Here is a 25,663-nt window from a genome sequence, read left to right as displayed (position 1 = left end):
GACGGCGTGATGGAGAACGTGAGGGAGACCGCCGGGCACGAGGACAGCAGGTACGAGGCCGTCCGCAGCCGGGACGCCCGGTTCGACGGGGTGTTCTTCTTCGCCGTCGAGACCACCGGCGTCTACTGCCGGCCCAGCTGTCCGGCGGTCACGCCGAAGCGGCACAACGTGCGGTTCTTCGCGACGGCCGCCGCCGCGCAGGGCTCGGGCTTCCGGGCCTGTCGGCGGTGCCGCCCGGACGCCGTGCCCGGCTCGGCCGACTGGAACGTGCGCGCCGACGTCGTCGGCCGGGCCGTACGGCTCATCGGCGACGGCGTCGTCGACCGCGAGGGCGTCGCCGGACTCGCCGGCCGGCTCGGCTACAGCGCCCGCCAGGTGCAGCGGCAGCTCACCGCCGAACTCGGCGCCGGACCCGTGGCCCTCGCCCGCGCCCAGCGGGCGCACACCGCGCGCGTCCTGCTGCAGACCACCGGCCTGCCGGTCACCGAGATCGCCTTCGCGTCCGGGTTCGCCAGCGTCCGGCAGTTCAACGACACCATCAGGGCCGTGTACGCGGCCACCCCGAGCGAGCTGCGCGCCGCCGCCCCGGCCCGCGACCGGGCCTCCCAGCGGGCGGCCACCCCGTCCGCCGGCATCCCGCTGCGGCTCGCCCACCGCGGCCCCTACCGGGCCGGACCCGTCTTCGACCTGCTCCAGCGGGAGGCGGTCGCCGGGATCGAGGAGGTGAGTGGCCCGCCCGGCCGCCGCGTCTACCGGCGTACTCTGCGCCTGCCGTACGGCACCGGCATCGTCGCCGTCGAGGAACGGCCGGGCCGGCCGCGGACCGGCAGCGGCGGCTGGCTCGATGCCCGCCTGCACCTGACCGACCTGCGCGACCTGACCACCTCCGTGCAGCGGCTGCGGCGCCTGTTCGACCTCGACGCCGACCCCTACGCCGTCGACGAGCGGCTCGGCGCCGACCCCCGGCTCGCCCCGCTGGTCGCCGCCCGCCCCGGGCTGCGCTCACCGGGCACCGCCGACCCCGACGAACTCGCCGTACGCGCCCTCGTGGGACGGACGGAGGCCGAGCGGCTGGTCCGGAGGTACGGCACGACACTCGACGCGCCGTGCGGCGCCCTGACCCACCTCTTCCCCGAACCGGCCGTCCTCGCCGGCGCCGAGCCGCACGGCACCCTCGGCGTCCTCACCGCCGCCCTCGCCGACGGCACCGTACGCCTGGACCCGGGCGCCGACCGGGACGAGGCCGAGCGCGCGCTGCTCGCCCTGCCCGGTCTGGACGCCGCCACGGCCGCCGTCATCCGCACCCGCGCCCTCGGCGACCCCGACGTCGCCCCGCCCGGCCACGACGTCCCCGACACCTGGCGCCCCTGGCGCTCGTACGCTTTGAACCACCTGCGCACGGCAGGAGACCGCGCGGCAGGAGACTGGGAGCAGCACCGATGACCACCACAGCCACCACGACCACCCCCTCCGTGACGTACTGGAGCGAGTTCGACAGCCCCGTCGGCACGCTCCTGCTCACCGCCGGCCACGACGGTGCGCTCACCTCCCTGTCCGTGCCCGGACAGAAGGGCGGCCGAAGCGTCCAGGACGGCTGGCGGCACGACGCCGGGCCGTTCCGGGAGGCCGGGGCACAGCTCGCCGCCTACTTCGCCGGGGAGCTGACGGAGTTCCGCCTGCCGCTGCGCGCCGAGGGCACCGCCTTCCGGGAGCGCGTGTGGGCCGCCCTGGACGAGGTGCCCTACGGGGCGACCACGACGTACGGCGAGATCGCCGCGCGCATCGGCGCCTCCCGTCCGGCGGTACGCGCCGTCGGCGGCGCGATCGGCGCCAACCCGCTGCTGATCCTGCGCCCCTGCCACCGTGTGATCGGCGCCGACGGCTCCCTGACCGGATACGCGGGCGGCCTGGAACGCAAGACGCGCCTGCTCGCCCTGGAGGGCGTCCCGCTCTGACCTGCCGGTGCCGTCCCGCTCCGGCCGGCCGGCACCGCGCCGGGCCACGCGCCGGTCAGCGGGACCTCGACACCCAGCCCCGCTCGTACGCGTGCCAGCCCAGCTGCAGCCGGGTCGTCACCCCGGCCAGTTCCATCAGCCGCTTGACCCGGCGCTGCACCGTCCGCAGGCCCAGGTCGAGCTGCTTGGCGACGCTCGCGTCGGTCAGGCCGGCCAGCAGCAGGGAGAGGATCTCCAGGTCGGTGCCGTCGGGCCCGTCCGGGCCCTGCTCCGTCACACCCGAGGCGCCGAGCCGCAGCGGCAGCGCCCCCCGCCACACCGACTCGAACAGGCCCGACAGCAGCTCCAGCAGCCCGCTGGCGTGCACGACCAGAGCGGCCGGTTCCGAGGAGCGCGTGGTGAGCGGCACCAGGGCCAGCGTCCGGTCGGCGATCACCAGCTTGGTCGGCACCCGGTCCACCACCCGCACCTGCTCGTCACGGCCCAGCGCCGCGGTCAGCTCGATGATGCCCGTCGGCAGGTCCAGGACCGACCGTTCGACCACCACCCGGTAGCGGACCCCGCGTTCGGTGGCCTGCTCCTCCGCGTCGTTCTCCATGCCGGTGACGGCGACCGGCCTGCCGGTGACCAGCGCGCACACCTCCTCGCTCGCGCCCAGCTGGAGCTGCAGGAAACGGCGCGCCACCGCCGCCGCGCCGGTCACCACCTCCACCAGGTCGTGCACCGCCGGTTCGCCCGCCGCCGCCCGGTACTCCTCGGCCAGCAGCGCCGCCGCCAGCTCCGCCTTCTCCAGCTCGTGCCGCTGCTGGGTGAGCAGCGCGCCCAGCGCCACGCCCGGCGGTGCGGCGACCCAGCGGCCGGGCCGGGCCGAGGACTGGGCCGCCAGACCGTTCTGTTCCAGCCGTCGCAGCGCACGCTCCGTCTCCTGCTCGCCGAGCGCCAGCCTCCGCGCCAGATCCGGGACGTCGGCCGCCCCCACGGACACCAGCGCCCGGTAGGCCGACTCGTGCGTGTTCTCCAGCCCCAGCACTCCCAGCATCAGGTGCCGCCCCTCCCCGAAGACCACCGGATTCCGCGACGTCCGTGTCGTGGCGGAAAACAGCCACGGCACAAACCCGCCTCGGAACATCATCGCCGTACCGTCGGTCACTCTGCCAAGGTGGCGTCGCCGGGCGGTCCTCCCGTGGGGGGTGGGACCGCCCGGCCACCCCACTCGCACCACCGTTCGACCACGTCACCCGACACGCCGTCCGTCGCGCGACGGGCCGGCGGATTTTCCGGATGCCCCGTTTTCATCCGGCCCGTGCGGTGGACAATCAGGGACATGAGTCAGCAGGGGGGAAGGCCCACCGGTCCCGAGGACGACTGGTGGGGGCAGCTGTACGACGACTCCACCGGCGACACCGGCCCGACGGCCGCGCCCGATTCCCTGGACGACCGGTTCGCCTCGGCGGCGGGGGCGGTGGCCCGCCCGGACGGCGCCCCGCCCGACGAGCGGCCTCCCCGGCGGGAGGCGCCGGGGCCGCCGGCCTTCCCGGAACAGCGCGGCACCCGCGAGCAGCGGGGCGTCCCCGGCCCTCGCACCGGCGACGCCGTCGGGGGGACGCCGCAGGACCCGCCCGACCGTGAGCCGGATCCCGTACCGAAGGACCCGCCCGAGGCGTCGTCGCCGCGTGCCCCCTGGGAGCCGCCGTCCGGTGCGCCCACCGGCCCGGTGACCTTCCCGCCCGGCGGGATCCGGCGGACCGGAGGAATCGGGCGGACCGGAGGGACCGGGCGGCGGGCCCGTACGGAACCGCCCGGACGATCGATACCCCCCGCTCCGCCACCGTCCGCGTCACCGCCTTCCGCGCCACGGCCCTCCGCGCCACCGCCCCCTCCGGCCGGCGCCGCCTCCGCCCTGCCGCCGCCCCCGCCGTCGTTCCTCCCCGCGCCTCCGCCGCCGCCCCCGCCGCCGCAGCCCCGCGACGACGGGCCGCCGCGGACCGACGGCCCCCGGCCCGCCGCCGGCGCCCCCGCCCGTGACCACGTCGGCTCGGGTCCGCCCACCTACGACCCCGAGCCCACCGCCCTGCCGCCCGCCGACCCCGACGCGCTGGACGACCTGGTGGCGGACACCGTGCTGGAGGGGGCCCGGTACGGGGCCTGCACCCTGCGGGCCGTCTCGGTGCGGGGCGACTCCGCGCGCTACCGGGGCGACCCGCGCCGCGACGCCCTGCTCGTCGCCCGGTTCGGCGCGGGGGAGCAGGCGCTGGTCCTGGTGGCGATGGCGACCGGCGCCCGCGGGACGGCCGGGACGCACCGCGCCGCCGCCCAGCTCTGCCGGTGGATCGGCAGGGCCGTGGGCCGCAGCCACGCCCGGCTCGCCGAGGACCTGCGCGCCGCCCGGCGCGGCGACCTGAAGTCCGGCCTGCACCGTCTCACCGACCGCAGTCTCGGCCGGCTCCGGGCCGAGGCCGCCGAGCAGGGCCTCGCCCCGCACGAGTACGCGGCCACCCTGCGCTGCCTGCTGCTGCCCGCCGCCCCCGAGTGCCGCACCCGCGTGTTCTTCGGCGTCGGCGCGGGCGGACTGTTCCGGCTGCGGGACGGTGCCTGGCAGGACATCGAACCGCGCCCCGGCGATGTCACCGGTGAGCCCGTCGCCGGCTTCGGCTCCACACCGGGCGGGACATCCGGGGGCGACCGGCTCACCATGGACCTGGGCATCACCACACCGGCCGGCCCGCACGCCGAAGGGCCCGGCGGACCGCCCCCCACGCCGTTCCGCTTCCGCGCCTCGGTAGCCCGCCCGGGTGACGTGCTGCTGATGTGCAGCGCGGGCCTGGCCGAGCCGCTGCTCGGCGAGCCCGAGCTGGGCGAACTCCTCGCGCGGCGATGGGCCGACACCGAGCCGCCCGGCCTCGCCGCCTTCCTCGCCGACAGCGGCGTCCGGGTCAAGGGCTACGCCGACGACCGTACGGCCGCCGCCGTTTGGGAGGCGTGACGCCGTGCCCTGTGCCTCCATGGAGCCATGGCCAAACAGAACGTCGCGGAACAGTTCGTCGACATCCTCACCCGTGCCGGAGTCAAACGCCTCTACGGAGTGGTGGGCGACAGCCTCAACCCGATCGTGGACGCGGTGCGCCGCCACTCCGGCATCGACTGGGTGCACGTGCGGCACGAGGAGACCGCCGCCTTCGCCGCCGGCGCGGAGGCCCAGATCACCGGGAAGCTGACCGCCTGCGCCGGCTCCTGCGGCCCCGGCAACCTCCACCTCATCAACGGGCTGTACGACGCCCACCGCTCCATGGCCCCGGTCCTCGCGCTCGCCTCGCAGATCCCCTCCAGCGAGATCGGCCTCGGCTACTTCCAGGAGACCCACCCCGAACAACTGTTCCGCGAGTGCAGTCACTACTGCGAGCTGATCTCCAGCCCCCAGCAGATGCCGCGGCTGCTCGACACCGCCATCCAGCACGCGATCGGCCGTTCCGGCGTCAGCGTGGTCGCCCTGCCCGGTGACATCGCCGGGCAGCCCGCCCCGGAGAAGGCCGTCGAGACCGCCCTGGTCACCTCCCGGCCGACCGTCCGCCCCGGCGACGAGGAGATCGACCGGCTGGTGCGGCTGATCGACGACGCCGACAAGGTCACCCTGTTCTGCGGCAGCGGCACGGCGGGCGCGCACGCCGAGGTCATGGAGTTCGCCGGGAAGATCAAGTCCCCGGTGGGGCACGCGCTGCGCGGCAAGGAGTGGATCCAGTACGACAACCCGTACGACGTCGGCATGAGCGGACTGCTCGGCTACGGCGCCGCCTACGAGGCCACCCACGAGTGCGACCTGCTGATCCTGATCGGCACGGACTTTCCGTACAACGCCTTCCTGCCCGACGACGTGCGGATCGCCCAGATCGACGTCCGGCCCGAGCACCTCGGGCGGCGGTCCAAGCTGGACCTCGCGGTGTGGGGCGACGCCAGGGAGACCCTGCGCTGTCTGATCCCCCGGGTGAAGGAGAAGAAGAACCGCCGCTTCCTCGACCGGATGCTGAAGAAGCACGCGGACGCGCTGGAGGGCGTCGTCAAGGCGTACACCCGCAAGGTCGACAAGCACGTGCCGATCCATCCCGAGTACGTCGCCGCCGTGCTCGACGAAGTCGCCGACGACGACGCGGTGTTCACCGTCGACACCGGTATGTGCAACGTCTGGGCGGCCCGTTACATCACACCCAACGGCCGCCGCCGCATCATCGGCTCCTTCTCGCACGGCTCGATGGCCAACGCGCTGCCGATGGCGATCGGCGCCCAGTTCACCGACCGGCGCCGGCAGGTCGTCTCGATGTCCGGGGACGGCGGGTTCACCATGCTGATGGGTGACTTCCTCACCCTCGTCCAGCAGGACCTGCCGGTGAAGGTCGTCCTGTTCGACAACTCCTCCCTCGGCATGGTCGAGCTGGAGATGCTGGTGGCGGGCCTGCCCTCGCACGGCGTGGCCAACCGCAACCCCGACTTCGCCGCCGTCGCCGAGGCCTGTGGTGCCTTCGGGGTGCGGGTGGAGAAGCCGAAGGAGCTGGCCGGGGCGCTGAAGGCGGCCTTCAAGCACAAGGGGCCGGCGCTGGTCGACGTCGTCACCGACCCCAACGCCCTGTCCATCCCGCCGAAGATCAGCGCCGACATGGTCACCGGCTTCGCCCTGTCCGCCTCGAAGATCGTCCTGGACGGCGGCGTGGGCCGGATGCTGCAGATGGCCCGCTCGAACCTGCGCAACGTGCCACGACCGTAGGCGCGGTGACGCCCGGGGCACGGCGGAATCCGGCCGGTTCGACCGCCCTGGTGGCCGAACGGGCACGGGTCGGCCATTCGGCATGACTGTCCGGGGTCCTGTCGGGCAAGGATTCCCCCGTGAACGTGTTCGAGACGTAGAAGGGAACCGACATCGGCACGCGGACGGGGGACATGGAGAGGCAGGCGGTGCCACAACTCAGGCGCAGACTGGGCCGGGCGGATCTGCGGGCGGTGCCCGAGGCCCGCCGGGCGCTGCGCGAGCTGCTGCGGCACTGGGGCGGACCGGAACGGTCGGAGATCGCGGAGCTGCTCACCAGCGAGCTCGTCACCAACGCGCTCGTCCACACCGACGACGACGCGGTGCTGACCGCCACGATCTCGGAGCGCGGGCTGCGGGTGGAGGTGCGGGACCGGATCGCCCGGCTGCCCCGGCAGCGCGCCCCGGAACCGGACGAGAGCACCAACGGCCGGGGTCTGCTCCTGGTGCAGTCCCTGGCGGACGCCTGGGGCGTGCGGTCGCACGACGGGGGCAAGTCGGTCTGGTTCGAGCTGGGTGCCGGGGCCGCGTGACCGCCGAAGGGGCGTGACACGCGGTCACGCCCCTTCGGCGGTGCGGTGGTCCGGGCCGGCCGTTCTGCCGTGCCGTCCTAGCCGAACTGCTGCTCCAGGTCCTTGAGCTTGCGCTCCAGGGAGTCCAGGCGCGGCAGGGCCTGGGTGTCGTCCTCCGCGGTGAGGTCGACGGTGACCTGGTCAGCTCCGCCACGCACGGGCTGCAGGGAGGGGAGCCGGCGTACGGGCAGCTGCTCCGGTGCGGATATGGCAGGCTCCGCGGCGGCCCGGTCCGAACCGCGCTCCACCTGCTCCACCTCCACCTCGACCTGCCGGTTGCCGCGGCCGGGGAGGCCCCGGTGTCCGTGGCCCCGGCTGATCGCCTTCAGCTGGGCCCGCTCCAGGCGCTCCTGCTCGCGACGGCGCTGGCGGGCCTCCTCCTTCTGGCGCCTGTCGTCGCGCACCTCCTCGACCGCCTCGTCGAGGCTGCGCACACCCTCCAGGAGCATCAGCGACCAGGCGCGGTAGGTCTCCCGGGGGGCCCGCAGCCAGCGGACCATGCGGATCTGCGGCAGCGGTCGCGGTACCAGGCCCTGCTCGCGCAGCGCGGCCCGGCGGGTCTGCTTCAGGGCCCGGTCGAACAGCACCGCAGCCGACAGGGACATGCCCGCGAAGAAGTGCGGGGCGCCCGCGTGGCCGATGCCCCGCGGCGCGTGCACCCAGTTGAACCAGGCGGCCGCGAACGCGAAGGCCCACACGAGTATCCGGGATCCGAGCGCCGCGTCGCCGTGGCTGGCCTCGCGCACCGCGAGCACGGAGCAGAACATCGCCGCCCCGTCGAGCCCGAACGGGACCAGGTACTGCCAGCCGCCGCTCAGACCGAGGTTCTGCTCGCCGAAGCCGACCAGTCCGTGGAAGGAGAGGGCCGCGGCGACCGCGGCGCAGCAGAACAGCAGCACGTAGGAGAAGGTGCCGTAGAGAGCCTCCTTGCGCCGCCGGCGCTCCTCGGCACGCTCCCACGAGTCGTCCGCGCCCGCGTCCTTCCCCGAGGAGCGCTTGCCGCGCGCGAGCACCGCCACCGCCGCCAGCATGCCCAGGAGCAGTACGGCGCCCGGAAGCAGCCAGTTCAGCGATATGTCGGTCAATCTCATCTGGGGTCCCTTGCCTTGGGATAGGGCGTAACGCCCGCCATGGTGGCCCAAACCCGGCAGCCCTCAGGGGGTTTCGGGACAAGAGGCCGCCGAGGGAGTGAGAGGGGACACCCGGGGACGGCGATCTGCTCGAACTGCCGCATGAGGGACGGGAGTTGAGTTCGAATAAGAATACCCGTGCGGGTGGTTCCGTGGAAACTTCCCGCGAAGCGTGGGGAAGATGTGAAACGGCGCGCGGGCGTCACGTGGCGCAGACCCGGACGATCTTAACGGGAGACGCCGGACGGCCGCACCCGCGGGCGGCTCAACCGGCGGCGGCGAGCAGCTTGTCGACGCGGTCCGCGTCGCAGGTGCGCGGGCAGGTGGCGCACGTGTCCTCGGGGCGCAGCGTGTAGAACATGCAGCAGCTCGCCCGGTCCCGGGTGTGCAGCGGTTCGCCGTCCGGTCCGGTCAGCTCCCGGAACGCGGCCTTGCCGACGTACGGCTTGGTCGCCCCCGGCAGCAGCAGCTCCAGTTCCCGCCGTGCCCGCTCCTGCTCGCCGAACAGATGGGCGACGTACCACAGGCCCTCGACGACCTCGTCGGTCGCCATGCCCCACAGGGCCCGGCCGCGTCGGCGCATGCGCGGCCCGAAGCCGGCCAGCACCGGTTCCAGGTGCTCGGCGACCGCGGCCCGCACCTCGGCCCGCAGCGCCTCCTCGTCGGCGACCACCCGTGCGCCGGGCAGCGCGGCGGCCGGATCACCGGGCAGGCAGGCGAAGCCGACGGGCCGCGCGGCCATGCGGCCCAGCGGCAGTCCGGCGGCGGTGCGGTCGTAGGCGACGTGCGCGGCCGGGTAGCGGGGCACCCTGCGGTGCAGGAACCACGGCACCGTGATCAACAGGCAGGCCGGCCACGCGTACCGGTGCAGGCCGAAGCTCGCGATCACGTCGGGCCGGGCCCGCTGCCCGTAGTCCCGCACCACCTGGGCGTCGTCCCAGGCGAGGAAGGCCTCCAGCTCCGCCCCGCCCGCCGCGAGCGCGGACGCGGCGACCCAGCCGCCCCCGCCGGGCAGCGCCTCCCCGGCCTCCGGCACCGTGATCCCCAGCCCCGGCAGGACCTCGGACAGGCGCGCGTAGGAGTCCGCGACGGCCGGGTGGGAGACAGGCATGCGGGACCACCGATCCATGTCAGGGCGACGGATTGCTTGTAGGTAAGCCTTACCTTACCGAAGATCGCTGATGTGGGAACCGGCGGGTCGTGCGCTTATGGTGCTTGACGGACCGAACGGCGACCCGCCGTAATGACCCCGTACGACCGCACAGAGTGATACGTCCTGGAGGAGGAACCCCGTGAAGCAGGACACGCAGGGCTCCGCCGGGACGGACGGTCCGCGCCCGGGCGTCGTCGGACAGGTCCGGGTACCGGCCCAGCCCGGTGCCGCGGACCGCGACCGCGTCCGGAGCCGGGACGACGTCCCGGACCCGTCCGGGACCGCGCGCGGTGAGCACACGCACGGCGAACGGCCCTTCGACGGTCCCCGCGCCCTCGTACGGCGTTCCTCGGTGCGCGGTCAGGTCCTCGACGCCCTGCGCACCGCACTGGTCGCCGGAGAGCTGCGTCCCGGCGAGGTCTACTCGGCTCCCGTGCTCGGCGAACGGTTCGGCGTCTCCGCCACCCCCGTGCGCGAGGCGATGCAGCAGCTCGCCCTGGAGGGCGCCGTCGAGGTCGTCCCCAACCGCGGGTTCCGCGTCGTCGAGCGGGGCGCCCGGGAACTGGCCGAGCTCGCCGAGGTCCGGGCCCTGATCGAGGTCCCGGTGCTGCTGCGGCTGGCCCGCACGGTGACCCCCGAGCGCTGGGCCCGGCTGCGTCCCGCCGCCGAGGCCACCGTCCGGGCCGCGTCCTCGGGCTGCCCGGCGACCTACGCCGAGTCCGACCGCGCCTTCCACCGCGAGCTGCTCGCGCTCGCCGGCAACGACCAGCTCGTCCGCGTCGCCGGCGACCTGCACCGCCGCGCGCAGTGGCCGCCGGCCGGTGTCCCCGCGACGCGGGGACGGGCCGACCTGATCGCCGACGCGCACCAGCACACGGCACTGCTGGACGCGCTGATCGCCGGCGACCAGGACGTGGTGCGGACCCTGGTGACGGAGCACTTCGCCCCCACCTCCTGAGCCGGGGCCCGACCGCGCGGCCTCCGCCCGGCCCGCTCACGCGGCCGGGCTCCGCTCGCGCGCCTTCGCGCGGGCCCCGTTCACGCGGGCCGCTACGGAACCTCCTGCGACACCTCCCGGGGCTCGCGTTCCCGCACGCGCTGCCGCACCGCCGGCTCCCCGCCGGTCCCGCCCGCACGGCGCGAGGAGCGCGACCCGGAGCCGCGGCCGTGCAGCTCGACGGCGAGCGGGGCGGCGGTGAACACCGACGAGTACGTGCCGACCACCACACCGATCAGCAGGGCGACGGCGAAGTCGGTGAGCGAGTCCTGGGCGAGCACCGCCAGCGAGGCGAGGATCAGCACCGCGCCCATGCCGGTGTTGACCGTGCGCGGCAGCGTCTGCAGGATCGCCCGGTTGGTGAGCCGGGCGAACGGCGTCCTGCGGTCCTTCCCGAGCAGCTCCCGGATGCGGTCGAACAGGACCACCGAGTCGTTGACCGAGTAGCCGATCACGGTCAGCAGCGCCGCCAGGAACACTCCGTCGATGGGCTTGCCGAGCCAGGCGAACACGCCGACCAGGATGACCACGTCGTGCGCGAGCGCGCCGACCGCGGCGGCGCCGAACAGCGGGCGGAAGCGGACGGCGAGGTACAGCAGCTGGGCGCCGAGGGCCAGACCGAGGGCGATGAGGGCGTTCCGGCGCAGTTCCTCGCCGAGGCTCGGCCCGATCAGCTCGTCGCGGACCTTGTCCGTCTTGCCGCCGAGTCCGGCGACGGTCTCGGTGACGGTGGTCGCCTCCGCGTCGCTCAGCTGCTCGGTGCGCACCGTGAGGCCGTTGTCGCCGGAGGACTGCACGACGGCGCGCGGGAAGCCCGCGTCGGCGAGCGCGGTGCGGGCCCGGTCGGGGTCGACCCCGGTCGCGGTGGAGTACTCGATGAGCCGGCCGCCGGTGAACTCGATGCCGAAGTCGAGGCCGCGGGCGACGATGCCCGAGCCGGCCAGCACCAGGACGATGCCGGAGGCGGCCAGCCAGCGGCGCGGCCGGCGCATCAGGAAGGGGTCGCGGCGCAGCAGGGCGTCGCGGACCGGGCCGGTGGTGGAGATGCCGGTGAGGTGCGGGCGGCGGTGGACCGACGGGCGGCCCGCGGCGAACTCGGCGAGCACCCGGGTGATCACCAGGGCGCTGACCATGGAGGCGAGGACGCCGATGCCGAGGGTGACGCCGAAGCCCTTCACCGGACCGGAGGCCAGGAAGAACAGCAGGGCGGCGGCGATCAGCGTGGTGATGTTGGAGTCGGCGATCGCGCTGAAGGCGCTGCGGAAACCGGTCGTCAGCGCCGCACGCGTGCTGGGCCGGGTGCGCAGGGCCTGTTCCTCCCGCGCCCGTTCGAACACCAGGACGTTGGCGTCCACCGCCATGCCGATCGCCAGGACGAAACCGGCCAGGCCCGGCAGGGTCAGCGTCGCGCCGATCGCGGCCAGGGCCGCGTAGGAGATGAGGCCGTAGCAGAGCAGGGCGACCGTGGAGAGGGCGCCCATGAGCCGGTAGACGACGATGATGAACAGGGCGGTCAGGGCGGTGCCGATGACGGCGGCCCAGGCGCCGGCCGAGATGGCCTCGTCGCCGAGGGTGGCGCCGATGGTGCGCTGCTCGACGGTCTCCACCGGCACGGGCAGGGCACCGCCCTTGATCAGCAGGGCCAGCTCGCGGGCCTCGGCGTCGTCGAAGGAGCCGGTGATCTGCGTGGAGCCGCCGGAGATGCCCGCACCGCAGGCCACCGAGGGGTCGACCTGCGGAGCGGAGATGATCTTGTTGTCGAGCACGATGGCGACCCGGCGCTTCGGGTCGCCGGCCGGGTGGCAGGCGGCCTTGCCGGTCACCTCGGCCCAGCGGTCGCTGCCCTTGTCCTTGAAGTCGACGGTGACGTGCCAGCCGGCGCCGTTCTGCTGGTCGAACCGGGCGTCGGCGCCCTTGACGTCCTGGCCGGTCAGGACGGCCGCCGCCAGTCGCAGCGGCTGGCCGGCCTCGTCCGGCAGGACGCGCTCCTTCGCCGCGTCGGCCGGCCGCTCGGCGGGACCGGCCGGCGTCTCGGCGGCGCCGAGCACCGCGTGGACGGTGAGCTGCGCGGTGCGGCCCAGCACGTCGGCCGCCTTCTTCGGGTCCTGTACGCCCGGCAGCTCGACGACGATGCGGTGGTCGCCGGAGCGGACGATGGTCGGCTCGGCGACGCCGAGCGCGTCGATCCGGCCGCGCAGCACCTCCACGGTGCGGTCGGTGGCCTCGGGACCGGCCTTGGCGGTGGACGTGGACCTGGTCTCCAGCACGATCTGGGTGCCGCCGCGCAGATCGAGTCCGAGGCGGACCGGCATGGTCACGGCGATGGCCACCGACACGGCGATCACGGCGAGGGCGACCAGCGCGCGGACGCGGAGCGCCCGGGACTGCGAACGGGAGCGGGGACGGGAACGGGGGTGGGGACGGGAACGTTTCACACGGGCCTCCGGCGGGCACGCCGCGGCGGCGGCTGCGCGGCCGCGACGGAAGTAAGGAAGGGATGAGGACGGATCGTCAGGTGCCGGAAGGCGCGGGGGGTGCCCGCCCGCGGTCGTGGCTCGCGCGGCCGGGGGAGACGGGCGGGGAGCCGGGTGGTGCCGGGGCCCGCCGGCCGGGGGCGGCCGGGACGGCGCCGGCCCCGCGTGCGGTGACGGCGAGGTGGTCCGGTGCCGAGGGGCGTTCGCCGAGGTGGTCGTGGCGGGGCCTGGCCTGGGCGGCGCAGGTGCCCGGACAGTCGTCGTCGGAGTGGAACCCGGTGTCCGGGCGGGGGACGGCCGTGACCGAGTGGGCCGGGAGCGGTCCGCCGGGCGCGACGCGTGCGCCCGGTGCGGGCCAGGCCGGGACCAGGGTCAGCAGGACGGCCAGCAGCGCGGTGACCGTCACCGCGAGGCGTTGCCCGCCGCGGGGGGCGCCCGCCCGGCGGGCCGGCCGCGGGGCGGCACACGGTGCGCCGCCGACCGGCCGCTCGGACGGCCGGGGAGAGCGCGGGGCGGACCTCGTGGGTGGGGGCGGGCCCGGTGTGCCGGCTGCCTGTCCCGGCGGCTCGGGGGAGTGCACGTCGGTTCCCGTGGGCGGGGTGGAATGCGGTGTGCGGGTTGCGTGCTCGGACGGACCGGGGGAGCGTGCGTCGGACTTCGCGGGCGGGGCGGCACACGGTGCGCCGCCGACCGGCCGCCCGGACGGCCGAAGGGAGCGCGGGGCGGATCCCGTGGACGGGGTGGAGCGCGGGGCGGACACCGCGGGCGGGGGCGGACACGGGGGGCCGGCTGCCCGCCCGAGCAGCCCGGAGGAGCGCACGCCGGACCCGGCGGCCCCGGAGTCGTCCGGGTGACGGGACCAGGGCGCGGGACGCATGCGCCGTCCCCTTTCGTGGTGGGTGCGCGGGCGGGGAGGGGCGGGCCCGGGGCCCCGGCCGGGGAGTGGCGGCCGGGACCCCGGGCGGTTCGGGGGAGGGGGTCAGGGTTCGATGAGGCCGGCGCGGATGGCGTACCGGGTCAGCTCCAGCCGGTCGCGCAGGCCGAGCTTCTGCAGCAGGTTCGCCCGGTGCCGCTGCACGGTCTTGATGCTGATGAAGAGGAGCTCGGCGATCTCCTTCGACGAGTGGCCCTCGGCGACGAGCTTGAGGACCTCCTCCTCGCGGGGGGTGAGGAGGTGACCGGCGGGCTCCTCGCCGTGCCGGACCCGGTCGAGGTAGTTGCGGATCAGGGCGGTGACCGCGCCCGGGTAGAGGAACGGCTCGTCGCGCATCGCGGCCCGGCAGGCGGCGACCAGGTCACGGTCGGCGACGGACTTCAGGACGTATCCGCAGGCCCCCGACTTCAGCGCCTGGAACAGGTACTGCTCGTTGTCGTGCATCGTCAGCATCAGGATCCGCAGGCCCGGCTTCAGCGCGGACAGTTCCCGGGCCGCCTGGAGACCGGTCAGCCGGGGCATCGCGATGTCCAGCACGGCGAGGTCCACGGCACGGGTGCGGGCCATGTCGATGGCCTCGGCGCCGTCCCCGGCCTCGGCGACCACTTCGAGGTCCGGTTCCCGGTCGAGGATGAGCCGCACACCGCGGCGCACCAGCGCGTGGTCGTCGGCGAGCAGGATGCGGATCCGGGACGGGTCGCGCGCGGGCGGCCCGGACGCGGTCGGCGCGGACGCGGTCGCCTCGGGCACGGACGGGTCGGGCAGGGACGGGTCGGACATGATCAGTGCTGCTTCCTGGGTGCGGGGACGGGTGCGGTGAGCCGGATCCGGGTGCCGGCCCCGGGCGCCGAGGTGATGTCGAGGGCGGCCCCGATCAGCAGGGCCCGTTCGCGCATGCCGCGGATCCCCGCGCCCTCGCACGCCGCCTCGATGCCGCGGCCGTCGTCGGTGATCGTGAGCACCACCGCGCCCTCGGCCCGGCCGAGGCTCACCTCCAGGCGTTCGGCGTCCGCGTGGCGGGCGGCGTTGGTCAGGCTCTCCTGCGCGACGCGGTAGAGGACCAGCTCCGTCTCGTGGTCCAGGGCGGGCAGATCGGAGTCGAAGCGGCGGACGACCCGCAGACCGGTGTGGGTGGCGAAGTCGTGCGTGAGCGAGGTCAGCGCGCTGATCAGGCCGAGGTCGTCCAGGACCCCGGGCCGCAGCCGGCGCACCAGGCGGCGGACCTCGTCCAGGCTCTCCCGGGTGATCTCCTGGGCCTGGTGCAGCTCGCCGCGCAGCGGCTCGTCGGCGTCGTCCGCCGCGCGCCCCAGCACCAGCAGGATCGCGGTCATGCTCTGCCCGACCTCGTCGTGCAGCTCCTGCGCGATACGGCGCCGCTCCGCCTCCTGGGCGAGCAGGACGCGGGCGCTGCTGGTGGCGCGCTCGTGCTCCAGGCGGTCGAGCATGGCGTTGAAGGTGCGGATCAGCTCTGCGACCTCACCGCCGCCGGACACCGGGAGCCGCTGGCCGGGGCGCAGCAGGTCGACCGTGGTCATCAGCTTCGTGAGCCGGTCCAGCGGCGACAGACCCCAGCGCAGCAGGGCGCCGTTGGCGACCAGCATGACGGCCATGCCGCCCACCAGGACGACGGCCTCGGTCAGCAGGACGGGTACGGAGACGGTCACCGGAGCCCACAGCAGCAGTGCCGTGGCGAAGCCCAGCACCACCGCGTTGAGCCCGAAGATCCGCCAGAACAGGGACACCGGGGGTACGCCTCCTTCTGCGACGCGGCAAGCCTCTGGTTTCGGTCATCGCGCACCCCGTCGGAGCTGCGGCCCTTGATCACGACCGAGCCTGCGCCCAGCCTGCCCCCTCCCACCCCGCCGGGTCGATGGGGTCCGACCCCCATTTCCCGGGTGCGCCGCACCCATACGGCAGTCCCGTACGCCGTGGAGTGGTTGCTCCGCCCCCGGCCAAATGGGGCCTGCGCCCGATGGGAAACCACCGCGGGACCGGCCAGGGTTGAGGGTGACCAGGACGTCCTCGGCCTGGCCGTACTCCTCACGACCCGCCGTACACCCGGTGATCCGCCGTACCCCCGGCCCGCCGTACTCCCGAGAGAAGGACTCATCGTGTCGCTCGACGCCTCCCGCATCGAACCCCGCCCCGAGCGGCTGACCGCCCACGAGGCCCGCCAGCGCCTCGAGCACGCGCGCAACACCCGTATGACCCAGCTCCGGGCCCTCGACGAGAGCAGCCAGGACGACCAGCTGATGTCCGCGCAGAAGACGGCCATCGAACGGGTGCTCAAAGAGATCGAGGAGGCCTTCGCGCGCGTCGAGGACGGCACCTACGGCACCTGCCTGGGCTGCGGCAAGTCCGTCCCGGGCGAGCGCCTGGAGATCCTCCCCTACACGCGGTACTGCGTCGCCTGCCAGCGCCGCGCCGCCGCCTGAGCACCGTCCGTCCGGCTTTCGTCTCCCGCCCTGCCGAGGGGTGAAGTGGTGAACCAACAGATCATCGACGGCCACGGCACACGCCTGTCGCCCGAGGACCTCGCCGTGCTCCGGGACAGCCTCCTGGAGCAGCGGCTGTTCCGCGAGGAGCAGCTGCGGCAGATCGAGACCGTCCCGTCCCGCGCCGGCGACCGGCGCCGGCGGCGCTCCGCCGCGCAGACCGAGGTCCGGGTCCAGCTCGCCGCCTCCGCGCGCATGGTCCTCGCCGACGTCGAGGCGGCCCTCGACCGCATGGCCGAGGGCCGCTACGGCTCCTGCCACCTGTGCCGGCGTCCCATCGCCCGCGAGCGCCTGATGATCGTGCCGCAGGCCCGCTACTGCGCCCGCTGCCAGCAGGTGCGGGAGGCCGGGCGATGACCGTGGTCCGGCGGCCCCGCGCCGCCCTGTCCCGGCACCGGCCGTGGCCCCTGTGCCGGCACTGCAGCGGCGTCGCCCTCGACATGGGCAGCGCCCGCACCCGTGCCTGGGTCGCCGGGCGGGGCGTGATCCTCGACGTGCCGACGGTGACCTTCCCCGGTGCCGGCGCGGTGTATCCCATACAGCGCGGCTCCATCGTCGACACCCAGGGCACGGCCCGGATGCTCGACCGGCTGCTCGGCCACCGCCTGCCCCGCTTCTCCCGTCCGCTGGTCGTGGTGACCGCGCCGGTCCTGGACGGGTTCGCCTACCGCACCGAGGCCCGTACGGCGGTGGAGGTGCTGCGTCCGCGCAGCGTGCTGACCGTCCCCAGCGCGCGGGCCGTCGCCCTGGCGGCCGGGGCGGACCTGTCCCTGCCGCTGCTGGTGGTGGACCTGGGCGCCCGTCTCACCGAGGTGGTGCTGCTGGTGGACGGCGCCGTCTTCGACGCGCGCCGCACCTCGATGGGCACGGACGACCTGGACGCCGCCACCCCGGCGACGCGGATCGCGGACGCGGTGGCCGACATGGTGACGTCGATGCTGCGCCAGGACCGTACGTCCCTGACCGTCGACGCCCTGGGCAGGGGGCCGCTGCTGGCCGGCGGGGGCGCCCTGCGTCCCGAGATCACCTGCCGCCTCGCCGCCCGGCTGCACACACCCCTGCGGGCGGTGCCGGCGCCGCACACGGCCGCGGTCCGCGGGGCCGCCAGGCTCCTGGAGGCCGCCCACGCCCACCCGTCGACCACGGGCCCCGACGCGGACGCGGAGCCACCGGACAGGTGCCCCCACTGACCACGGCCACGGCCCTGCCCCCGGTGCCGGCCGCGGCGGCGATCCACCCGTCCCCCGCCGTCGCGGCCGGCACCGGCCCGCCCGCCCCCTGACCGGCCCGGGAGGGCGGAGTGCGACCGGCCCGGGGCCGACGGCACGCACCCGCACCGCGAGGGCGCACCCGGCCCACCACCCCCGAGCCGTACCGGCACCCACGGCCCGCTCCGGCTGCCCGGACCCTGGAAGGAGGCACACCGTGGCCGGCGACCCACCGCGAGCGCAGCCACCTCCGGCTCCCGCTCCCCGACAGCACCCGTACGTCCCGCTGTGGCGGTGGCGCCGCAACCCCCTGCGGCGCCGTACCGACCGGATGCAGGCGTGGATCGCCCTCGGACTGCTGCTCGCCGTGCTGGCGGCGGCCCCGGCGGCGATGTTCGCGGCCGGTGACGCGGCGTACCGGCACTACCGCGACACCGCCGCGCACCAGGAACGCACCCGGGACCGCGTCCCCGCGGTCCTCGTCCACGACGCCCCGCGCCACCCGGAACCCGGGTCGCACGAGGCGCGCAGGACCCGCTACCCGGTCGAGGTCCGCTTCACCGCGCCGGACGGCGGGACGAGGACCGGGAAGGCCGACGTCGAGCCCGGGCTGCCGGCGGACAGCACCGTCCTGGTGTGGGTGGACGCGGCGGGAGGCGTCACCGAACCGCCGCTGGACGCCGGTCAGATCCGCAGCCGCAGCATGGGCTGGGCGATCCTCGCCTTCCTCGGTGTCGCCCTCGCCGGCCTCGCGGCGCACGCGCTCACCGGCCTGGTCCTGCACCGGCGCAATCTCGCCGGGTGGGACACGGCCTGGGCGGCTACGTCCTCCCGCTGGAGCAGATCCCCCTGACCGGCGTGAAGGCCGTACCGTCCCGACGGGCCGGCCCCTGCCGCCCCGGTCCCGGTGGTCGGGCCGCCCCCGCCTCGCGGTCCGGTACCTCCGCAGCGCGGCGGTCGGCACGGCCGGGCCATCGCGGCCACCGCGGCCGTGGTCCGGCCGTCGCCGTCGGCAGGCGTCACCGATCCCGCCGTCAGGCCGTCGCCGCGCCCGCGGCCGGTGGGGCCAGCCGGCGGGCCAGCCAGGTCGGGACACCGCCCAGGAGACGCAGGAGCCGCTGTGCCTCCTCCCGCAGCCGTGAGGCCTCCGGCTCCGACTCGGCGTCCGCGAGCGACACCAGTGCCGGGGCCGTTCCGACGAGGTACCCCAGCTCCTCGCGGATGCGGAGCGACTCGGCGAATCCGTGCCGTGCGTCCGCCAACTCGCCCTCCCTGAGGGCGAGTCCGGCCAGATGTCGCCAGGTGGACGACTGGAGGAGCGGATCCCCGTGCGCCGTCGCCCCGGCGTGCGCCCGCCGGTACGCCGCGCGGGCGGCCTGCGGCGAGCGGGTCAGGTTCTCCGCGACCAGCCCGCGCCGGAAGTCCAGCAGCGCCCGCTCCCGTGCCCCCGGCGCGATCAGCGCCGCCGCCCGCCCCAGCGCGGCCCGCGCCTCGTCGGCCCGGTCGCGCACCCCGTGCACGGTGGCGGCGTAGGCGAGCTGACCGCGTTCGCAGGCGGCGGCCCCGCGCTCGTCGTCGGTGTGGGCCATCGCCTCGGCGGTGCGCAGCGCGTCCTCCGCCTCCGCCCAGCCCTGCTCGGTGTACAGGCACCGCTCCACCAGCAACGCGGCCCGCTGCAGCGCGGTGGCCGCGGTGACCGGCTGCAGGAGCGCCGCCGCGTCGGCCCAGCAGGCGCGCGAGCGCAGCCGCCACACCGCGGTCTGGAGCGGATCGTCATCCTCGGTCGTTCCCCAACCAGAACCAGCCATGGCGGAATGCGCCACGTCGCCCTCCCCAAGCACGCCATCGAGCCGTCGAGTGGTGGCGGCATCTCAGCACGGATCGAGGGGCCCGGCCAAGGGGGCGGGTGAAAGATTTCACAAAGTGGGGGGAGTTTCGGCGTCCCGGGTTCGGGACGCCGTGCGCTCCGCGCCTCAGCTCATGCGCAGGGCCAGGAAGAAATCGAGCTTGTCCTCCAGGCGCGACAGGTCACGCCCCGTCAACTGCTCGATCCGCCCGACGCGGTAGCGCAGCGTGTTGACGTGCAGGTGGAGCCGGGTCGCACAGCGCGTCCAGGAGCCGTCGCAGTCGAGGAAGGCCTCCAGGGTCGGGATCAGCTCGGCACGGTGGCGGCGGTCGTAGTCCCGCAGCGGGTCCAGCAGCCGGGCCGTGAAGGCGCGGCGCACGTCGTCCGGGACGAAGGGGAGCAGCAGCACGTGCGAGGCCAGTTCCTGGTGGCCGGCCGCGCACACCCGGCCGGGCCGGGCCGCGGCGACCCGCCGCGCGTGCCGGGCCTCCTCCAGCGCGCCGCGCAGCCCCTCCGCCGAGTGCACGGCCGCGCTGACGCCGAGCGTGAGCCGCCCGTCGCCGTCCAGCCCGGCCGACAGCGGGTCCCGTACGGAGGCCAGCAGCGCGTCGGCGAGGATCCCGGCCTCGGAGCCGTCGTGCTCGCCGGCGACCGCCGGCAGCGGCACCAGCGCGATGGCCTCCTCGCCGGTGTGCGCCACGGCGATGCGGTCGGAGGGCTCGGGGCCCGCCGCCAGCGGGTCGACGAGGATCTCCTCCAGGAGCCGCTGGGCGACCGGCCCGGCCTCCACGGCGCCGTCCTCCCACTCGACGCGGGCCACGACGACCTGCCAGTGCGGAGCCGCGCCGAGACCCGGCAGCAGCACCGGCGCCGCGACCCGCAGCCGGGCCGCGATCTCGGCGGGCGCCGCGCCCGTCTGCACCAGCTCCAGCACCTCCTGCGCGAGCCGCCGCCGCACCGTGCGCGCCGCGTCCCGCCGGTCCCGCTCGACCGCTATCAGCTGGGTGACGCCGTGCAGCAGGTCGAGCCGCTCCTCGGCCCACTCCCCGGCGTCCGCCTCCACGGCCAGCAGCCAGTCGGACAGCACGCTCTCGCGCACGTCCCCCGCGACCTGCGGAGCACGCCCGGTACTGCGCACCGGGAAGAGGCTGTACGCCGTCCCGCCCAGCGTCACCCGGTGCGGCGCCCGGCGGCCCGCGCGGGTCGCGGCCAGGTGCTCCGCCGCCAGCCCGGCGCACACCTCGGCGGGCAGCACCGCGCCCGGGTCCTTCGGGTGGGCGACCGGCCGCCCCGTCGGGGACAGCACCCAGGCCCGCAGGTCGAGGTCGGAGCCGAGCAGGTCCAGGACCACGTCGGGGCCGCCGCCCGCCGGCCCGGAGGTCATCATCCGCCGGTGCCGGTCCACCACGGCCGCCAGGTCCCCGGCCCGCTCGCCGGACACCTGGCGCACGACGTGCTCGGTGATGGTCGCGAACGCCACCGACTCGTTCACCGCGAACAGCGGCAGCCGGTGCCGCGCGCACGCCACCACCAGGTCCTCCGGCACGCTCCCCAGCTCGGCCTCACCGGCGGCGAGGGCCGTCACCCCGGCCTGCACCAGGATCCGGACGAACGGTTCGGAGTCGGCGGCGTCCCGGCGCCAGGCCAGGCCGGTGAGGACCAGCTCCCCGCCCGAGAGGTAGCGGCTGGGGTCCCGCAGGTCGGTGGTCATCACGCCCCGGACGGAGCGGTCCAGCTCGTCCTCGCCGCCGAGCAGCTTGAGGCCCAGCGCGTCGGTGTCCAGCAGTGCGCGCAGCCGCATTCTCGTCGCCGCCGTTCTTTCGTCTCGACATGTTCGCTTGATCGTGGTGGGTCCGGGTCAAGGGACCGGTCGGCGGGCCGACGAGCGCCGCTCGCCCGCTTCCGAGCCGTGTTCCAGGTCACGCGGCTGTTTCGCCCGTTTCCAGAGGAATACGAGGAGGTTATTGAGAACCTCCGTTCATACGAATCTACAAGATGCCTGCCGTGGCCAGCCAACTCCTTCATGGTTTCTGCGACTGACCCAGGTGGAGTACCGGGCGGTGTACTGAGCCCACTCCACGTGAACAGCACATGAACGGATCGGGCCCGTCGCATCCGGATCGGCTCACTCCGTACACCTCTCGCGACGTACGCCCCACAAGACGATGAAGAGAGCCGGCCATGGACTTCCTTCGCCCCGCCAGCTGGGAGGAGGCGCTCGCCGCGAAGGCCGAGCACCCCACCGCTGTGCCGCTCGCGGGTGGCACCGACGTGATGGTCGAGATCAACTTCGACCGCCGGCGGCCCGAGTACCTCATGGACCTGAACCGTGTCGGTGACCTGGCCGAGTGGGAGGTCCGGGAGGACTCCGTCCGGCTCGGTGCCTCCGTGCCCTACACGAAGATCATGGAGAACCTGGGCACCGAGCTGCCGGGACTCGCCCTCGCCTCGCACACGGTCGCCTCCCCGCAGATCCGCAACCGCGGCGGCGTGGGCGGGAACCTCGGCACCGCCTCCCCGGCCGGCGACGCCCACCCGGCGCTGCTCGCCGCCGGCGCCGAGGTCGAGGCCGAGTCGGTGCGCGGCGTCCGCCGCATCCCCATCGACGCGTTCTACACCGGCGTGAAGCGCAACGCGCTGGAGCCCGACGAGCTGATCCGCGCCGTCCACATCAAGAAGGCCGACGGCCCGCAGCAGTTCTCCAAGGTCGGCACCCGCAACGCCATGGTCATCGCCGTGTGCGCGTTCGGCCTGGCCCTGCACCCGGAGACCCGCACGGTCCGCACCGGCATCGGCTCGGCCGCGCCCACCCCCGTGCGCGCGACGGCCGCCGAGGACTTCCTCGACGCGGCGCTCGACGAGGGCGGCTTCTGGGACAACGGAAAGACCATCACGCCGTCGGTCGTCAAGCGGTTCGCGGACCTGTGCTCCGCCGCCTGCAACCCGATCGACGACGTACGGGGCACCGCGGGCTACCGCCGCCACGCGGTCGGCGTCATGGCCCGCCGGACGCTCACCTGGGCCTGGGAGGCATACCGCGGCGCCCGCCGTACCACCGAGGGAGCTGCGTGATGCGCGTCAACTTCACCGTCAACGGACGTCCGCAGGAAGCCGACGACGTGTGGGAGGGCGAGTCCCTGCTCCACGTGCTGCGCGAGCGGCTCGGCCTGCCCGGCTCCAAGAACGCCTGCGAGCAGGGCGAGTGCGGCTCCTGCACGGTCCGCCTGGACGGCGTCCCGGTGTGCGCCTGCCTGGTCGCGGCCGGTCAGGCGGAGGGCCGCGAGGTCGTCACCGTCGAGGGACTGGCGGACTTCGCCGAGGAGCGCGCCGGGGGCTGCGCCGCCGACGCCCGCGGCAGCCGGGGCACCACGCTCGACGACGCCAAGCGGTGGCGGGCCCAGGGCAGCGACTCGCACACCGGCGAGGGCGCCGAACTCGCCCCGATCCAGCAGGCGTTCATCGACGCCGGCGCCGTCCAGTGCGGCTTCTGCACACCGGGGCTGCTGGTCGCCGCCGACGAGATGCTGGAGCGCAACCCCAACCCGACCGACGCGGACATCCGCGAGGCGCTGTCGGGCAACCTGTGCCGCTGCACGGGCTACGAGAAGATCATGGACGCGGTCCGCCTGGCGGCCGCCCGCCAGTCCGAGGGGACGTGAGCATGGCTGCCAACGGCGCACCCACCAAGATCACCCAGGGTTCGCGGACCAGGGGCGGCATCGGCGAGTCGACGCTCCGCCCGGACGGCGTCCTCAAGGTCACCGGCGAGTTCGCGTACTCGTCCGACATGTGGCACGAGGACATGCTCTGGGGCCAGATCCTGCGCTCCCCGGTCGCGCACGCCGAGATCGTCTCCATCGACACGAGCGAGGCCCTCGCACAGGCCGGCGTCCACGCCGTCATGACCTACGACGACCTGCCGACCGGCGTGCGGCACTACGGACTGGAGATCCGGGACACCCCGGTCCTCGCCCACGGCAAGGTGCGCCACCACGGCGAGCCGGTCGCGATCGTCGCCGCCGACCACCCGGAGACCGCGCGCCGCGCCGCCGCCAAGATCAAGGTCGAGTACCGGGAACTGCCCGTCGTCACCGACGAGGCCTCCGCCACCGCCCCCGACGCGGTCCTCGTCCACGAGCACCGCGACGACCCCCACGCCGCTCACGTCCCGCACCCGAACATCCTGCACCGCCAGCCCATCGTCCGCGGCGACGCCGACGCGGCCGCCCGGCGCGCCGACGTGATCGTCAAGGGCGACTACTTCTTCGGCATGCAGGACCAGGCCTTCCTCGGTCCCGAGTCCGGTCTCGCGGTGCCGGCCGAGGACGGCGGCGTCGACCTGTACATCGCCACCCAGTGGCTCCACGCCGACCTGCGCCAGATCGCGCCCGTGCTCGGCCTGCCCGAGGACAAGGTGCGCATGACGCTGTCCGGCGTCGGCGGCGCGTTCGGCGGGCGCGAGGACCTGTCGATGCAGATCCACGCCTGCCTGCTGGCCCTGCGCACCGGCAAGCCCGTCAAGATCGTCTACAACCGCTTCGAGTCCTTCTTCGGACACGTGCACCGCCACCCGGCCAAGCTCCACTACGAGCACGGGGCCACGCGCGACGGCAGGCTGACCCACATGAAGTGCCGGATCGTCCTGGACGGCGGCGCCTACGCCTCCACCTCCCCGGCCGTCGTCGGCAACGCCTCCTCGCTGGGCGCCGGCCCGTACGTGATCGACGACGTCGACATCGAGGCCCTCGCCCTCTACACCAACAACCCGCCCTGCGGCGCCATGCGCGGCTTCGGCGCGGTCCAGGCGTGCTTCGCCTACGAGGCGCAGATGGACAAGGTGGCCGCGGAACTCGGCATGGACCCGGTGGAGTTCCGCCGGATCAACGCCATGGAGCAGGGCGCCGTCATGCCCACCGGCCAGCGGGTCGACTCCCCGGCGCCGGTCGCCGAACTCCTGCGCCGCGTCAAGGCGATGCCGATGCCGCCCGAGCGCCAGTGGGAGTCCAGTGAGGGCGCCGACGTACGCCAGCTGCCCGGCGGTCTGTCCAACACCACGCACGGCGAGGGCGTCGTACGGGGCGTCGGCTACGCGGTCGGCATCAAGAACGTCGGATTCTCCGAGGGCTTCGACGACTACTCCACCGCCAAGGTCCGCATGGAGGTCGTCGGCGGCCGGCCGGTCGCCGACGTGCACACGGCGATGGCGGAGGTCGGCCAGGGCGGCGTCACCGTCCACGCGCAGATCGCCCGCACCGAACTGGGCGTCACACAGGTCACCATCCATCCCGCCGACACACAGGTGGGCTCGGCCGGTTCGACCTCGGCCTCCCGGCAGACCTACGTCACCGGCGGCGCCGTGAAGAACGCCTGCGAGCTCGTCCGCGAGAAGGTCCTGGAGATCGGCCGCCGCAAGTTCGGTACGTACCACCCCGCCTGGGCCACCGCCGAGCTGCTCCTGGAGGGCGGCAAGGTCGTCACCGACGGCGGCGAGGTCCTCGCCGACCTCGTGGACGTGCTGGAGGACGAGGCCGTGGAGGTCGAGGAGGAGTGGCGGCACCGGCCGACCGAGCCCTTCGACCGGCACACCGGCCAGGGCGACGGCCACGTCCAGTACTCCTTCGCCGCGCACCGCGCCGTCGTCGAGGTCGACACCGAACTCGGCCTGGTCAAGGTCGTCGAGCTGGCCTGCGCCCAGGACGTCGGCAAGGCGCTCAACCCGCTCTCCGTCATCGGCCAGATCCAGGGCGGCACCGTCCAGGGCCTGGGCATCGCGGTGATGGAGGAGATCGTCGTCGACCCGAAGACGGCCAAGGTCAGGAACCCGTCCTTCACGGACTACCTGCTCCCCACGATCCTCGACACGCCGACCATCCCCGTCGACGTGCTCGAACTCGCCGACGACCACGCCCCGTACGGGCTGCGCGGCGTCGGCGAGGCACCCACCCTGTCGTCCACACCGGCGGTCCTCGCGGCCGTCCGGAACGCGACCGGGCTGGCGCTGGACCGCACGCCGGTACGGCCGGAACACCTCACCGGCACGGCGTGACCGGGGGGTGTCGTTCGGATCAGGCCGGCTCCGGGCAACGGCGCCCATGGAACCGGGCCGA

General features: G+C 74.7%; 21 protein-coding genes and 1 pseudogene. 13 read left to right on the top strand and 9 right to left on the bottom strand.

What is annotated here, in order from left to right:
• Positions 1-9: 9 nt before the first annotated feature.
• Both ACIRFH_RS22605 and ACIRFH_RS22600 read left to right on the top strand, forming a co-directional pair.
• A complete protein-coding gene (locus ACIRFH_RS22605; protein WP_403523807.1) occupies positions 10-1,443 on the top strand; it encodes a bifunctional transcriptional activator/DNA repair enzyme AdaA in 1,434 nt (477 codons plus the stop codon).
• Entirely contained in the window at positions 1,440-1,955 is a 516-nt protein-coding gene (locus ACIRFH_RS22600) for a methylated-DNA--[protein]-cysteine S-methyltransferase (RefSeq protein WP_403523598.1), read from the top strand. The genes ACIRFH_RS22605 and ACIRFH_RS22600 overlap by 4 nt, the downstream gene beginning before the upstream one ends.
• A 55-nt stretch (positions 1,956-2,010) precedes the next feature.
• Here ACIRFH_RS22600 and ACIRFH_RS22595 read toward each other — a convergent pair whose 3' ends face one another.
• Positions 2,011-2,994: a helix-turn-helix domain-containing protein gene (locus ACIRFH_RS22595; protein WP_403523595.1), complete on the bottom strand. Its 984-nt coding sequence runs from the start codon at positions 2,992-2,994 to the stop codon at positions 2,011-2,013.
• 285 nt (positions 2,995-3,279) lie between these two features.
• Here ACIRFH_RS22595 and ACIRFH_RS22590 point away from each other — a divergent pair.
• From ACIRFH_RS22590 to ACIRFH_RS22580, 3 genes and pseudogenes are all read left to right on the top strand, one after another.
• Positions 3,280-4,824, top strand: a pseudogene (locus ACIRFH_RS22590) (protein phosphatase 2C domain-containing protein); the annotation flags it as partial.
• Positions 4,825-4,965: 141 nt separating this feature from the next.
• Positions 4,966-6,708 carry a pyruvate dehydrogenase gene (locus tag ACIRFH_RS22585; protein WP_403523592.1) on the top strand — a complete coding sequence of 581 codons (1,743 nt, stop codon included), beginning with the start codon at positions 4,966-4,968 and terminating at the stop codon, positions 6,706-6,708.
• Between the two features lie 173 nt (positions 6,709-6,881).
• A complete protein-coding gene (locus ACIRFH_RS22580) occupies positions 6,882-7,280 on the top strand; it encodes an ATP-binding protein (RefSeq protein ID WP_403523588.1) in 399 nt (132 codons plus the stop codon).
• Between the two features lie 77 nt (positions 7,281-7,357).
• On the opposite strand, the gene ACIRFH_RS22575 is transcribed toward ACIRFH_RS22580, so the two are convergent.
• Both ACIRFH_RS22575 and ACIRFH_RS22570 read right to left on the bottom strand, forming a co-directional pair.
• On the bottom strand, positions 7,358-8,410 hold the full coding sequence (locus ACIRFH_RS22575; protein ID WP_403523586.1) for a DUF2637 domain-containing protein: 1,053 nt from the start codon (positions 8,408-8,410) through the stop codon (positions 7,358-7,360).
• Between the two features lie 304 nt (positions 8,411-8,714).
• Positions 8,715-9,560, bottom strand: a complete 846-nt coding sequence (locus ACIRFH_RS22570) for a (2Fe-2S)-binding protein (protein ID WP_403523584.1) — start codon at positions 9,558-9,560, stop codon at positions 8,715-8,717.
• A gap of 181 nt (positions 9,561-9,741) precedes the next feature.
• On the opposite strand from ACIRFH_RS22570, the gene ACIRFH_RS22565 reads away from it, so the two are divergent.
• Entirely contained in the window at positions 9,742-10,560 is an 819-nt protein-coding gene (locus ACIRFH_RS22565; protein WP_403523581.1) for a GntR family transcriptional regulator, read from the top strand.
• 92 nt (positions 10,561-10,652) lie between these two features.
• Here the strand turns inward: ACIRFH_RS22565 and secD are convergent, their stop codons facing one another.
• From secD to ACIRFH_RS22545, 4 genes are all read right to left on the bottom strand, one after another.
• Positions 10,653-13,034 carry a protein translocase subunit SecD gene (gene secD / locus ACIRFH_RS22560; protein ID WP_403523578.1) on the bottom strand — a complete coding sequence of 794 codons (2,382 nt, stop codon included), beginning with the start codon at positions 13,032-13,034 and terminating at the stop codon, positions 10,653-10,655.
• 76 nt (positions 13,035-13,110) lie between these two features.
• On the bottom strand, positions 13,111-13,479 hold the full coding sequence (locus ACIRFH_RS22555; RefSeq protein WP_403523576.1) for a hypothetical protein: 369 nt from the start codon (positions 13,477-13,479) through the stop codon (positions 13,111-13,113).
• A 573-nt stretch (positions 13,480-14,052) separates the two neighbouring features.
• Entirely contained in the window at positions 14,053-14,787 is a 735-nt protein-coding gene (locus ACIRFH_RS22550) for a response regulator (RefSeq protein WP_403523573.1), read from the bottom strand.
• A 2-nt stretch (positions 14,788-14,789) separates the two neighbouring features.
• Positions 14,790-15,749, bottom strand: a complete 960-nt coding sequence (locus tag ACIRFH_RS22545) for a HAMP domain-containing sensor histidine kinase (protein ID WP_403523569.1) — start codon at positions 15,747-15,749, stop codon at positions 14,790-14,792.
• A 369-nt stretch (positions 15,750-16,118) separates the two neighbouring features.
• Between ACIRFH_RS22545 and ACIRFH_RS22540 the strand changes: the two genes are divergently transcribed.
• The 4 genes from ACIRFH_RS22540 to ACIRFH_RS22525 all read left to right on the top strand — a co-directional run bounded on the left by ACIRFH_RS22540 (position 16,119) and on the right by ACIRFH_RS22525 (position 18,563).
• Positions 16,119-16,442: a TraR/DksA C4-type zinc finger protein gene (locus ACIRFH_RS22540; RefSeq protein WP_403523566.1), complete on the top strand. Its 324-nt coding sequence runs from the start codon at positions 16,119-16,121 to the stop codon at positions 16,440-16,442.
• Between the two features lie 45 nt (positions 16,443-16,487).
• Positions 16,488-16,859: a TraR/DksA family transcriptional regulator gene (locus ACIRFH_RS22535; protein ID WP_403523564.1), complete on the top strand. Its 372-nt coding sequence runs from the start codon at positions 16,488-16,490 to the stop codon at positions 16,857-16,859.
• The gene (locus ACIRFH_RS22530; RefSeq protein WP_403523562.1) at positions 16,856-17,692 is read left to right on the top strand and encodes a rod shape-determining protein; all 837 of its coding nucleotides are present in this window, start codon (positions 16,856-16,858) and stop codon (positions 17,690-17,692) included. The genes ACIRFH_RS22535 and ACIRFH_RS22530 overlap by 4 nt, the downstream gene beginning before the upstream one ends.
• 235 nt (positions 17,693-17,927) lie before the next feature.
• Entirely contained in the window at positions 17,928-18,563 is a 636-nt protein-coding gene (locus tag ACIRFH_RS22525; RefSeq protein WP_403523559.1) for a hypothetical protein, read from the top strand.
• A 181-nt stretch (positions 18,564-18,744) separates the two neighbouring features.
• Here ACIRFH_RS22525 and ACIRFH_RS22520 read toward each other — a convergent pair whose 3' ends face one another.
• Both ACIRFH_RS22520 and ACIRFH_RS22515 read right to left on the bottom strand, forming a co-directional pair.
• On the bottom strand, positions 18,745-19,533 hold the full coding sequence (locus tag ACIRFH_RS22520) for a hypothetical protein (RefSeq protein WP_403523557.1): 789 nt from the start codon (positions 19,531-19,533) through the stop codon (positions 18,745-18,747).
• A gap of 150 nt (positions 19,534-19,683) precedes the next feature.
• On the bottom strand, positions 19,684-21,357 hold the full coding sequence (locus tag ACIRFH_RS22515) for a PucR family transcriptional regulator (RefSeq protein WP_403523554.1): 1,674 nt from the start codon (positions 21,355-21,357) through the stop codon (positions 19,684-19,686).
• A 380-nt stretch (positions 21,358-21,737) separates the two neighbouring features.
• Here ACIRFH_RS22515 and ACIRFH_RS22510 point away from each other — a divergent pair, with 380 nt between their 5' ends.
• Genes ACIRFH_RS22510 through ACIRFH_RS22500 form a run of 3 tightly spaced genes read left to right on the top strand, consistent with a single transcriptional unit; the run spans position 21,738 to position 25,602 of the window.
• The gene (locus tag ACIRFH_RS22510; RefSeq protein ID WP_403523552.1) at positions 21,738-22,628 is read left to right on the top strand and encodes an FAD binding domain-containing protein; all 891 of its coding nucleotides are present in this window, start codon (positions 21,738-21,740) and stop codon (positions 22,626-22,628) included.
• On the top strand, positions 22,628-23,215 hold the full coding sequence (locus ACIRFH_RS22505) for a (2Fe-2S)-binding protein (protein ID WP_403523549.1): 588 nt from the start codon (positions 22,628-22,630) through the stop codon (positions 23,213-23,215). The genes ACIRFH_RS22510 and ACIRFH_RS22505 overlap by 1 nt, the downstream gene beginning before the upstream one ends.
• Before the next feature lie 2 nt (positions 23,216-23,217).
• The gene (locus ACIRFH_RS22500) at positions 23,218-25,602 is read left to right on the top strand and encodes a xanthine dehydrogenase family protein molybdopterin-binding subunit (protein WP_403523546.1); all 2,385 of its coding nucleotides are present in this window, start codon (positions 23,218-23,220) and stop codon (positions 25,600-25,602) included.
• The last annotated feature ends 61 nt before the right edge of the window (positions 25,603-25,663 follow it).

Origin of the sequence: Streptomyces sp. NPDC093586, from assembly GCF_044764905.1 — a bacterium.
GTDB lineage: Bacteria > Actinomycetota > Actinomycetes > Streptomycetales > Streptomycetaceae > Streptomyces.
Note: the sequence above shows the minus strand (reverse complement) of the source record. Positions and strands in the feature narration are given on the sequence as shown.

Coding starts and splice junctions, on each gene's coding strand:
- ACIRFH_RS22605 (WP_403523807.1), top strand. CDS start 10: ATGGAGAACGTGAGGGAGACCGCCGGGCACGAGGACAGCAGGTACGAG.
- ACIRFH_RS22600 (WP_403523598.1), top strand. CDS start 1,440: ATGACCACCACAGCCACCACGACCACCCCCTCCGTGACGTACTGGAGC.
- ACIRFH_RS22595 (WP_403523595.1), bottom strand. CDS start 2,994: ATGCTGGGAGTGCTGGGGCTGGAGAACACGCACGAGTCGGCCTACCGG.
- ACIRFH_RS22585 (WP_403523592.1), top strand. CDS start 4,966: ATGGCCAAACAGAACGTCGCGGAACAGTTCGTCGACATCCTCACCCGT.
- ACIRFH_RS22580 (WP_403523588.1), top strand. CDS start 6,882: ATGGAGAGGCAGGCGGTGCCACAACTCAGGCGCAGACTGGGCCGGGCG.
- ACIRFH_RS22575 (WP_403523586.1), bottom strand. CDS start 8,410: ATGAGATTGACCGACATATCGCTGAACTGGCTGCTTCCGGGCGCCGTA.
- ACIRFH_RS22570 (WP_403523584.1), bottom strand. CDS start 9,560: ATGCCTGTCTCCCACCCGGCCGTCGCGGACTCCTACGCGCGCCTGTCC.
- ACIRFH_RS22550 (WP_403523573.1), bottom strand. CDS start 14,787: ATGTCCGACCCGTCCCTGCCCGACCCGTCCGTGCCCGAGGCGACCGCG.
- ACIRFH_RS22530 (WP_403523562.1), top strand. CDS start 16,856: ATGACCGTGGTCCGGCGGCCCCGCGCCGCCCTGTCCCGGCACCGGCCG.
- ACIRFH_RS22515 (WP_403523554.1), bottom strand. CDS start 21,357: ATGCGGCTGCGCGCACTGCTGGACACCGACGCGCTGGGCCTCAAGCTG.
- ACIRFH_RS22510 (WP_403523552.1), top strand. CDS start 21,738: ATGGACTTCCTTCGCCCCGCCAGCTGGGAGGAGGCGCTCGCCGCGAAG.
- ACIRFH_RS22505 (WP_403523549.1), top strand. CDS start 22,628: ATGCGCGTCAACTTCACCGTCAACGGACGTCCGCAGGAAGCCGACGAC.
- ACIRFH_RS22500 (WP_403523546.1), top strand. CDS start 23,218: ATGGCTGCCAACGGCGCACCCACCAAGATCACCCAGGGTTCGCGGACC.